This is a genomic window from Nocardioides sp. NPDC057767, from assembly GCF_042798275.1.
In the GTDB taxonomy this organism is placed as follows: Bacteria; Actinomycetota; Actinomycetes; order Propionibacteriales; family Nocardioidaceae; genus Nocardioides.
In genome coordinates this window covers 14,988-25,327 of record NZ_JBHVKJ010000049.1, presented here as the reverse complement: position 1 = coordinate 25,327, position 10,340 = coordinate 14,988, and the positions used below count along the sequence as shown (strand labels likewise).

10 protein-coding genes are annotated in these 10,340 nt (G+C 71.0%); 9 read left to right on the top strand and 1 reads right to left on the bottom strand.

The genetic code is table 11. The features are described from left to right. Positions 1–65 precede the first annotated feature (65 nt). The 9 genes from ACFVDI_RS22030 (at position 66) to ACFVDI_RS21990 (ending at position 8,686) form a co-directional block, all read left to right on the top strand. Complete coding sequence (locus tag ACFVDI_RS22030; RefSeq protein ID WP_350715987.1) at positions 66–980, top strand: alpha/beta hydrolase; 915 nt, start codon at positions 66–68, stop codon at positions 978–980. Next, a complete protein-coding gene (gene hpaH, locus ACFVDI_RS22025) occupies positions 977–1,804 on the top strand; it encodes a 2-oxo-hept-4-ene-1,7-dioate hydratase (protein WP_343051618.1) in 828 nt (275 codons plus the stop codon). Before ACFVDI_RS22030 ends, hpaH begins: the two co-directional genes overlap by 4 nt. Beyond that, positions 1,801–2,556 carry an HpcH/HpaI aldolase/citrate lyase family protein gene (locus ACFVDI_RS22020; protein WP_350715985.1) on the top strand — a complete coding sequence of 252 codons (756 nt, stop codon included), beginning with the start codon at positions 1,801–1,803 and terminating at the stop codon, positions 2,554–2,556. The genes hpaH and ACFVDI_RS22020 overlap by 4 nt, the downstream gene beginning before the upstream one ends. An 88-nt stretch (positions 2,557–2,644) precedes the next feature. After that, positions 2,645–3,817 (top strand): acyl-CoA dehydrogenase family protein, encoded by a 1,173-nt coding sequence (locus ACFVDI_RS22015; RefSeq protein ID WP_350715984.1) that lies wholly within the window; start codon positions 2,645–2,647, stop codon positions 3,815–3,817. A gap of 24 nt (positions 3,818–3,841) precedes the next feature. Continuing rightward, on the top strand, positions 3,842–4,870 hold the full coding sequence (locus tag ACFVDI_RS22010) for an acyl-CoA dehydrogenase family protein (RefSeq protein ID WP_350715983.1): 1,029 nt from the start codon (positions 3,842–3,844) through the stop codon (positions 4,868–4,870). Continuing rightward, complete coding sequence (locus tag ACFVDI_RS22005) at positions 4,867–6,018, top strand: acetyl-CoA acetyltransferase (RefSeq protein ID WP_350715981.1); 1,152 nt, start codon at positions 4,867–4,869, stop codon at positions 6,016–6,018. The genes ACFVDI_RS22010 and ACFVDI_RS22005 overlap by 4 nt, the downstream gene beginning before the upstream one ends. Next, complete coding sequence (locus ACFVDI_RS22000; RefSeq protein ID WP_378910198.1) at positions 6,015–7,571, top strand: class I adenylate-forming enzyme family protein; 1,557 nt, start codon at positions 6,015–6,017, stop codon at positions 7,569–7,571. The genes ACFVDI_RS22005 and ACFVDI_RS22000 overlap by 4 nt, the downstream gene beginning before the upstream one ends. Before the next feature lie 5 nt (positions 7,572–7,576). Then, entirely contained in the window at positions 7,577–7,771 is a 195-nt protein-coding gene (locus ACFVDI_RS21995) for a ferredoxin (protein ID WP_378910195.1), read from the top strand. Between the two features lie 12 nt (positions 7,772–7,783). Next, positions 7,784–8,686: an LLM class flavin-dependent oxidoreductase gene (locus tag ACFVDI_RS21990; protein WP_378910192.1), complete on the top strand. Its 903-nt coding sequence runs from the start codon at positions 7,784–7,786 to the stop codon at positions 8,684–8,686. Here ACFVDI_RS21990 and ACFVDI_RS21985 read toward each other — a convergent pair. Beyond that, the gene (locus tag ACFVDI_RS21985) at positions 8,678–10,312 is read right to left on the bottom strand and encodes a bifunctional 3-(3-hydroxy-phenyl)propionate/3-hydroxycinnamic acid hydroxylase (RefSeq protein ID WP_378910186.1); all 1,635 of its coding nucleotides are present in this window, start codon (positions 10,310–10,312) and stop codon (positions 8,678–8,680) included. The two genes, ACFVDI_RS21990 and ACFVDI_RS21985, sit on opposite strands and share 9 nt — an antisense overlap. Positions 10,313–10,340 lie beyond the last annotated feature (28 nt).

The following is a 10,340-nucleotide window of genomic DNA, read 5'->3' as shown; positions in this document are numbered from 1 at the left end:
ACGGAGTCGTCAGATTGAGACTCGCGCCACAGGCCGTGACGCACCCGATACCGGAAGGTTCACCGATGAGCGAGACCACGTTGAGCACCGCTACGACCACGCAGACCGCCACCGATCAGCCCGCGGACCACCGCAGCATCTGGGGATTCCTGCGTGAGCTCGACTTCCGGCAGGGCTTCGTCGAGATCGGCGGCGTCCGCACCCGGTACGCCGAGGCGGGCTCCCCCGACCTGCCGGCGGTGATCATGCTGCACGGCACCGGCGGCCACTGGGAGACGTTCGCGCCCAACCTGTCCGCGCTCTCCGAGCACTTCCACTGCATCGCCGTCGACATGGTCGGCAACGGCTTCTCCGAGAAGCCCGACTACGACTACGAGATCCCGGTCTACGTCCGCCAGGCCCTCGGCGTGCTCGACCACTTCGGCATCGAGAAGGCACACTTCATCGGAATGTCGCTGGGCGCATGGGTCTGCGCGGCCACCGCCGTATCCCACCCGGAGCGAGTGGACCGGATGATCCTGATGTCGCCGGCCGGGCTGATCGCCACGGCCTCCAACATGGCCCGGATCCGGGCCGAGCGCACCGCCGCGGTGCAGAACCCGACCTGGGACTCGATCCACAAGGTCTTCGCCCATCTGATCGCCGAGGAGGCCAACCGCCTCCCCGACCTGATCGCGCTGCGCCAGGCGATCTACCGCCGCGACGACACCCGCGAGACCATCGACCGGCTGCTGATCCTGCAGGACGCCGAGGCTCGCGATCGCAACCTCATCCCCGAGGAGGCGTGGAAGACGATCCAGGCCCCGACGCTCGTCGTCGCGGCGGGCAAGGACCACAGCGAATACATGAGCACGGCGCGCACCGTCTCTCGGCTCATCCCCGATTCCGACGTGCTCGAGATGCCCGGCGTGGCCCACTGGCCGCACTTCGAGGACCCGGCCACGTTCAACCCGGCCGCGATCGCCTTCCTGTCCAAGTGAGCGCCCCGATGCTTCCCGAGACCATCGCCGAGTGCGCGCAGCGGCTCTACGAGGCCGAACAGGCTCGCAAGCCGATCCGCCAGCTCTCGCTGGACTTCCCCGAGATGACGATCGAGGACGCGTACGCCGTGCAGCGCGCGCTCGTCGACCTGAAGGTCGCCGACGGCCGGGCCGTTCGGGGCCGCAAGATCGGGCTGACCTCGAAGGTCATGCAGCGGGCGGTCTCCATCGACGAGCCCGACTACGGGGCCATCTTCGACGACATGTTCTTCGACGACGGCGGCACGGTCCCGGCCGGCCGGTTCATCCAGCCGCGGGTCGAGGTCGAGCTGGCCTTCGTGCTCGGTGCGGACCTGACCGGTCCCGGCGTCACGCTCTACGACGTGCTGCGCGCCAGCGAGTACGTCACCCCGGCACTGGAGATCCTCGACGCCCGGGTGCAGATGAGCGATCCGGAGACGGGCCACCTGCGTACCATCGTCGACACCATCGCCGACAACGCAGCCGATGCGGGCATCGTGCTCGGTGGCCGGGTCGTACGCCCGCACGACGTCGACCTGCGCTGGGTCTCCGCCCTGCTGCTGCGCAACGCCTCCATCGAGGAGTCGGGCGTCGCCGCCGCGGTGCTCAACCACCCCGCCAACGGCGTCGCCTGGCTGGCCAATCGGCTCGCGCCCCACGGGGTGTCGCTGCAGGCGGGCGAGGTGATCCTCGCCGGCTCGTTCACCAAGCCGGTCTTCGCCCTGCCGGGCGACACGTTCGTTGCCGACTACGGCCCGCTCGGCACCGTCTCGTGCGCCTTCGCCCGTGAGGAGCTGTCATGAACCGCTGGCTCGAACGACTCGGCGAGCGACCCCAGGCCGGGATGTGGATCGCGTCGGGAAGCGCCTACACCGCGGAGATCTGCGCCGGGTCGGGCCTGGACTGGCTGATGCTCGACCAGGAGCACGTTCCCAACGACCTACGCTCGACGCTGGCCCAGCTCCAGGCGGTGGCCGCCTACCCGGTCGAGGTGCTGGTGCGCCCGGCCGTCTTCGACCCGGTCGCCATCAAGCAGCTCCTCGACCTCGGGGTGACCAACCTGATCGTGCCGATGATCGAGTCGGCCGACGAGGCCAGGGCCGTGGTCGCGGCCACGCGCTATCCACCCGAGGGTATCCGCGGGGTCGGCAGCGCGCTCGCACGAGCCTCGCAGTGGAACCGGATCTCCGACTATCTGACGACCGCGTCCACCACATTGAGCGTCACCGTCCAGGTGGAGTCGGCCGCCGGTCTCGACGCCCTGCCCCAGATCCTCGACGTCGAAGGGATCGACGGGGTCTTCATCGGACCCGCCGACCTGGCCGCGTCCCTCGGCCGCCTCGGCCAGCCCGAGCATCCCGATGTCGTCGCCACGATCGAGCGCACGATCGCGACGATTGCCGCCTCAGGCAAGGCTGCTGGGGTCAACGCGTTCAACGAGACGATCGCCCGTCGCTACCTGGCCGCCGGCGCCCGCTTCGTCCTCGTCGGAGCTGACGTCACCCTGCTGGCCCGCGGCGCCGAAGGACTGGCGAAGCAGTATGGATCTCTTTGACCCCAGGACTGTTATCTGACGCTAATGTCACCTAGAGTGTTCCTATGTCTCCCGGACCGAGAGGGTCCGTTGCCTGGAAGGTCTGCCGATGGATTTGGACTTCACGAAAGAACAGGTGGAGTTCCGTGAACGGGTGCGCACCTGGCTCACCGAGAACAAGCCCCGCGAGCCCCGACCTCGCGACGACGCCGGAATACGCGAGTACGACCTCGCCTGGCAGCGTACGCAGTGGGAAGGCGGCTGGGCGGGCATCGCCTGGCCCACCGAGTACGGCGGTGGCGGGCTCACCCTGCTCCAGCAGCTGATCTGGTACGAGGAGTACGCCGCCCAGGGCTTCCCCGGCATCGACGCCTGCTTCGTCGGGCTCAGCCACGCCGGACCGACCCTGATGCTGCGCGGCAACGAGGAGCAGAAGTCCTTCCACCTCCCCCGCATCCTCAAGGGCGAGGTGATCTGGTGCCAGGGCTTCTCCGAGCCCGAGGCCGGCTCCGACCTGGCCGCGCTGCGAACGAAGGCGGTCGTCGACAACGACCACCTGGTCGTCAACGGACAGAAGATCTGGACCAGCTCGGCGGCCTGCGCGGACTACCAGGAGCTGCTCGTACGCACCGACAGCACCGGGTCGAAGCACCAGGGCATCACCTGGGTCATCTGCGACATGCACACCCCCGGGATCGAGGTCCGCCCGATCAGGACGATGGAGGGCGGCGCGGAGTTCTGCGAGGTCTTCTACGACGACGTACGCATCCCGCTGACCAACGTCGTCGGCGACGTCGACGACGGGTGGAGCGTGGCCATGTCGACGCTCTCCTTCGAGCGCGGCACCGCGTTCACCGCCAACCAGGTCAGGCTCGCGAAGGTGGTCGAGGACCTCATCGACTTCTCCCGCGACCACACCGGACCGGACGGGCGCCGGCCGGCGATCGCCGACGACGAGATCGCCCGCCGACTGGCCCGGGCACGCGCCTCGGTCGCGTCGCTGCGCGCGATGACGTACGTCGGCATCTGCCACACCATGAAGGCCGACACCCCAGGTCCGCGCGGCTCGATGCTGAAGCTCTACTACGCCGACCTGTGCAAGGAGATCGCCGCGCTGGCGATGGACATCGTCGGGGCCGACGCGCTGCGCGGCACGTCGCGGTGGGACCAGCACGGCTGGGTGGGCAACTACTTCTACTCCTTCTCGCAGTCCATCGGCGGAGGCACCTCCGAGATCCAGCGCAACATCATCGGGGAGCGCGTCCTCGGTCTGCCGCGATGAGCGGCATTAGGAAAGAGAGCTGACATGGACCTCCTCCCCTCACAAGACCAGCGCGAGCTCATCGCCGCGGCCACCGACTTCCTGGAGTCGCGGATGCCGATCGAGGCCATCCGGACACGCGACGGGCAGCCGTCCGCAGTCGACGCCGCGGCCTGGCGCGAGGGCGCCGAGATGGGCCTGCTCACCCTCGGCCTCGCCGAGGAGCACCGCGGCTCCGGCCTCGGCCTCGATGACGAGGCGCTCCTCTTCGCCGCCCTCGCGGAGCATCTGGCGCCCGGACCGTTCCTGGCCTCCACGCTCGCCGCCCGGGTCGCGGCCGGGTGCGGCGACACGGAGCTCGCCACGCGGATCGCCGACGGCTCTGCGATGGTCGGGCTCGCCGAGCTCCGCGGAGACGGCGAGATCGGACCCGAGGGCATCAAGGGCACCTTCGACCTCATCGACTGCGTCGGCGTCGGCCAGGTCCTGCTCGTCACCGAACAGGGCGCCGCGATCGTCGAGACCGGCGAACTCGGCGAGATCGAGGAGCTGATCCCCTCCGATCCGGGCATCCGGCTGGCCACCGCGAACGCGGCCGCGGCACCCGTGCGCCACTGGCTGCCGAGCGAGGACGACCCGATCTGGCTGCGGGCGGTCGTGCTGACCGCTGCCGGGCTGTCGGGGCTCGCCTCCGCGGTCACCACGATGGCCACCGAGCACGCGAAGCTGCGCGTGCAGTTCGGCCGCCCGATCGGTGTGCACCAGGCGATCAAGCACGCCTGTGCGGACATGGCGGTGGCGTCCGACGCGGCCATGTCGCAGACCCTCTTCGCCGCCGTCTGCGTCCAGACCGGACGCCCCGACGCGCTCTTCCAGGCCCTGGCCGCCAAGACGGTCGCCGCCAGGGCGGCCATCGAGAACGCCGCTGCGGCGATCCAGGTGCATGGCGGCATGGGCTACACCTACGAGCACGATGCGCATCTGTTCCTCAAGCGTGCCCACGTCATCAGCCATCTGTTCGGCGAGCCGACGCACGTCCTCGCCGACCTTCTCGAGCAGGGAGCACCCCAGTGAACCGCAGAGTCGCCATCGCCGGTGTCGCGCTGTCCGACGTCGGCCGAGTGGATGACAAGAACCCCTACGAGCTGATGGGGCAGGCCAGCCGCCGGGCCCTGGCCGAGGCCGGGCTGCGCCCCGACCAGGTCGACGGGCTCGGCTCGACCAGCCAGGGCACGCTGCCCCCGACCGACGTCGCGGAGTACCTCGGCATCCGGCCACGCTGGATCGACTCGACCTCGGTCGGCGGCGCCTCCTGGGAGGTCATGCTCGCCCACGCGGCCGACGCGATCGCGGCCGGTCACGCCGACGTGGTGCTGCTGACGTACGGCTCCACGGCGCGCGCCGACCTGCGCAAGGGGCTGCGCACCGCCAACATCAACTGGGGCTCGCGCGGACCGCTGCAGTGGGAGGCGCCGTACGGGCACACCCTGATCTCCAAGTACGCGATGGCGGCCCGTCGCCACATGCACGAGTACGGCACCACGATCGAGCAGCTCGCCGAGGTCGCCGTCTCGGCCCGGTTCAACGCCCAGGACAACCCCGAGGCGATGTACCGCGACCCGATCACGGTCGAGGACGTGCTCTCCGGTCCGATGATCGCCGACCCGTTCACCAAGCTGCACTGCTGCATCCGCTCCGACGGCGGCGCCGCGGCCGTGCTCGTCGCCGAGGACCGGGTCGCCGACCTGCGCTCGAACCCGGTCTGGTTCCTGGGGGCGGGCGAGGCGACGTCGCACATGCTGACCTCCCAGTGGGAGGACATGACCGTCGGACCCGCCTCGGTCACCGGGCCCCTCGCCTTCCAGCGGGCCGGCCTGACCCCGGCCGACGTCGACGTCGCCGAGATCTACGACGCGTTCACCTACATGCTCCTGCTGACCATGGAGGACCTCGGTTTCTGCGAGAAGGGCGAGGGCGGCGCGTTCGTGGAGAAGGGCAACCTCCGCCTCGGCGGCAGCCTGCCGACCAACACCGACGGCGGCGGCCTCTCCGCCTGCCACCCCGGTCAGCGCGGGCTCTTCCTGATCGTCGAGGCCGTCCGCCAGCTGCGCGGCCAGTCCGGGCCACGGCAGGTCCCCGACGCCAAGATCGCGTGCGTCAGCGGCACAGGCGGCTGGTTCTGCTCCAGCGGCACCGTGCTGCTCGGCTCCGAGCGGCCATGACCACGGCCCCGACCCGGAGCACGGCGCCGCTGGAGGTCGCGGAGTTCGCCAGCACCCGGTCGCTGCTGGAGGCCGCTGCGAAGGCTTACGGCGAGCAGGACGCGTACGTCGAGCCCGACGGCTCGCGGATGAGCTTCGCGTCCTGGGCGGCTCGGGCACGCGCCGTCGCCGCCGCATTCGATGCCCGCGGCGTCGGCAAGGGCGATGTGGTCGCCCTGATGCTCCCCGCCGGGATCGACTACGCCGTCTGCTACGCCGCGGCGGCCATGATCGGCGCGATCACCACCGGCCTCAACCCCCGGCTCGGGCCGCGCGAGGTCACCGCCATCCTGACCAGGGCCACGCCCGCGCTCGTGGTCCGCGACGAGGCGGCCCGGCTGCCGCCGGTGCCGGACGGCATCGAGGTCCTGGCCCGATCGGCGCTGCCGGGGGCGGATGCTGCGGCGTACGTCCCTGACGTCGAGGTCACCCGCCAGGACCCGGTCGCGATCATCTTCACCAGCGGCACCACGGGACTGCCGAAGGGCGCCTGGTTCGACGGCGACAACATGGCCGCCTTCGCCCGCGCGGCGGGCGTGATGAGCGCGCCGTACGACCGGCGGCTGACCGCGACGCCGTTCGCGCACGCCGGCTACATGGCCAAGCTCTGGGACCAGCTCGTTTGGGGCATCACCTTGGTCGCCTCCCCTGTTCCCTGGTCGGCCGCGCGGATGTTCGACGTGCTCCGCGCCGAGCGGATCACGGTCGGTGGCGGCGTACCCACTCAATGGGCCAAGCTCCTCGACCAGCCCGGCGTGAGCCGCGAGACCCTCCCCCACCTGCGCGTCGGCATCGTCGCGACCGCCCCGGCACCACCCGAGCTGGTCGAGCGCACCGCCGCCCGGATCGGCGTACCGCTGGTGGTGCGCTATGCGATGACCGAGTCGCCGACCATCTGCGGCACCGAGCCCGGCGACCCACCCGGGGTGCTGTTCCGCACCGTCGGCCGGCCCCAGGCCGGGGTCGCGGTCCGGGTCACCGACGAGGCCGGACACAGCGTGCCCGTCGGGGACGTCGGCCGGGTCCGTGTGCTCAGCGACTGCGTCATGCGCGGCTACTGGCGAGAATCGGAGCTGACCGCCGCCGCCTTCGACGAGGACGGCTACTTGATCAGCGGCGACCTCGGCCGGTTCACGCCTGAGGGGAACCTGCAGCTGGTCGGGCGCACGGGCGACCTCTACATCCGCGGCGGGTTCAACGTCTACCCGCTCGAGGTCGAGAACGTCCTTGCCGACCACCCCCGAGTACGCCAGGTGGCGGTCGTGGGCGAGCCGGCCCCCGTGATCGGCGAGACCGGGGTCGCCTTCGTCGTCCCTGCCGACCCCGCCGCCCCGCCGACGCTCGACGACCTGCGGGTGTGGAGCAAGGCGCGGCTGGCCGACTACAAGGCACCGGACCGGCTCGTGCTCCTCGACGAGCTCCCCACGACCGCGATGCAGAAGACCGACCGCGGCCAGCTGCGCGCGTATCTCCAGGCCCACCCCGCGGGCCCCCGTCCCACCAAGAAGGAGTGAGAGCCTTGCGCATCCACATCGACATCGACCAGTGCGACGGTCAGGGGCAGTGCAACCTCCAGGCTGCCGACCTGTACCTGCTCGACGACGACGGCTTCGCCGCTCGCGCGGACTTCGAGGTGCCCGCCGGCGCCGAGGAGGCTGCGGAGCGCGGCGCCGCCAGCTGCCCGATGGCCGCCATCGACGTCCTGACGGACTGACGGACTGACGTCGTGACGGGTCTCGGCTTCGGCCTCTTCCAGCCTCAGCTCAAGACCGACGTCGCCACCATGATCTCCGCGGCGCAGGCCGCGGAGGCGTACGGTTTCGACTCGTTCTGGGTGATGGACCACCTGCTCGCCCCCGGCGCCCCACCCTGCGACACCTTGGAGAGCTGGACCCTGCTCACCGCCCTGGCCACCTCCACCTCCACCCTGCGGCTCGGCCACCTGGTCGGCTGCGCGCCCTTCCGGCACCCTTCGCTGCTGGCGAAGATGGCGGCCACGTTCGACCGGATCAGCGGCGGTCGACTCGAGCTCGGCCTGGGCTGGGGCTCGGTCGAGTCCGAGCTGACCGCCTTCGGCTTCGAGCCCGGCTCACGCCGAGAGCGCTCGGAGGCACTGGCCGAGACCCTGCAGATCCTCGACCTGATGTTCGCAGGGGAGCCCTTCGACTTCGCAGGCAAGCACTTCACCCTCACCGGTGCGTACGGCCTCCCCCGCCCGGTCCAGCCTCGCGTCCCCGTCCACATCGGCGGCGGCGGAAAGCAGCTCACGATGCCGCTGGTCAGGGCGTACGCCGACTGGTGGAACTGCGTGGGCAGCGCCCGCGACCGCCTCGACGACCTCGCCCCGCTGCGCGGAACGGCCCGGATCTCAGCCCAGTACGCGGTCGGCGTGGTCCACGACGAGGCCGACCGTGACACTGTCGCCGCCCGGATCGCCCGCCGGATGCCGGTCGCCGCCTGGGGCCGGCCGCTCGTCGGCACCCCCGCCGAGCTCATCTCCCTCTTCGAGGCCGAGCGAGCCCGTGGCGTCGAGCTCGCCGTCGTACGCATCGACGACTTCGGCTCCCCAGACACCCTCCGCCGCTTCGGCACCGAGGTCATCCCCCGGCTCCGTGAGCGGTCATCCTGACCCGAGCAGGTCGAACAACCGACCGAGGACGTCGTCGAGGTCGCCGAGCGAGCAGGCGGCGGCGACGTAGCGGTCGGGCCGTACGACGTAGACCTCCTCGGCCGGCCGGGCGAGATGGAGGTCGCGGAGTCCGCCGTCGAAGTCGTACACGTCGATCACGTCCGACCCACCGGGCGCCGAGCCGCTCCGTGTCTCCGGGTCGAGCTGCCCCGCCCGCCGATAGGCGGGTGGCACGTGTCCCTGCATGACCGCGCCGCCGTGGGCGCGTAGCCGGGCGGCGAGCCGGGGCTCGAGCGCCTCGGCGACACCCGGCACCAGACCGACCAGCGCGAGCCGGCTCCCCAGGACGTCGTCGAGCCGCACCCGAGCGCCGTCCAGCCGCTGCACCATGGGCTGCGGGAACGCGCGACCCACGAGCGAGCCCTTGTCGCTGCGGGGCGTCGTGACCACGAACCCGTCGCGGTAGCGCGGCACCGGCTTGTGCTTCATCTGCAGGATGTAGTCCCTGGCCCCGGGCAGTCGCTGAGCGCCGCGGAAGAGGACGTTGCGCACCGCCTCCGTCACCCGGCTGCGCGGGTGGTAGAGGCGTCCGATGCCGGTCGCGAAGTCCACCATCTCCCGCGCCGCCTCACGACGCTCGGCGTCGTACGACGCGAGCAGCCCGGCGCCCGCCCTGCCCGTGAGCACGAAGCCGAGCTTCCAAGCCAGGTTCGTGACGTCACGGATGCCGGAGTTCATGCCCTGGCCGAAGAACGGCGGCTGCAGGTGGGCCGCGTCCCCGACCAGGAAGACCCGGCCGGCCTGAAACGTCTCGGCCGTGCGCGAGTGGTGCCAGTAGACCCGGCGCCGCAGGATCCGGGGCACGGGCGAGTCCGGGTAGAACGGCTTCATCAGCCGCTCCACGGCCTCCTCCTCCGCCATCGACTCCGGGTCCTCGCCGTCGAGGATCTCGAACTCGAAACGGCGGTGGCCGAAGGGCAGCGGGATCGTCATGGAGGGTCGTTCGGGGGATGTGTAGACGGCGGAGTACGGAGCGTCCCAGGTGTCCTCCTCGACGTCGACCACCAGCCACTTCATCGGCGCGGTCTCGCCGCGCAGGGTCACCGAGGTGGCCTGCCGGACGAAGCTCTTCCCGCCGTCGGCGCCGACGACGTACTGGGCACGTGCCGCGAACCGCTCACCGCCCTCGGCGGCGACGACCGTGACGCCGTCGGCGTCCTGCCGCAGCTCGAGGGCGGTACAACTAGTCCGCAGCTCCACGTTGTCGTACGCCTCGATGCCTCGCCGCAGCAAAGCCTCGAGCGTCGGCTGGAAGAACAGGTTGCGGCGCGGCCACCCGTAGGGTCGGGCGCTGGGAGCGACGTGAGCCAGGATCCGCTTGCGCGAGTCGAAGTAGCGGATCGGCGCGTTGCGTACCGCGGTGTCGAGCACGGCCTCGGCCATACCGAACGACTGCAGGGTCCGGATCGCCTCGTCGTCGATCCCGACCGCCCGCGGCTCGTCGCTCACATCCGGCTCGCGGTCGATCACCAGCACCGAGAGGCCGTGGCCGGCGAGCAGGTTGGCGAGGGTCGCTCCGGACGGCCCGGCGCCGACGATCACGACGTCCCGCTCGATCGTCTGCACCGCGCTTCCTTCCATGTGCCGCTCCGCC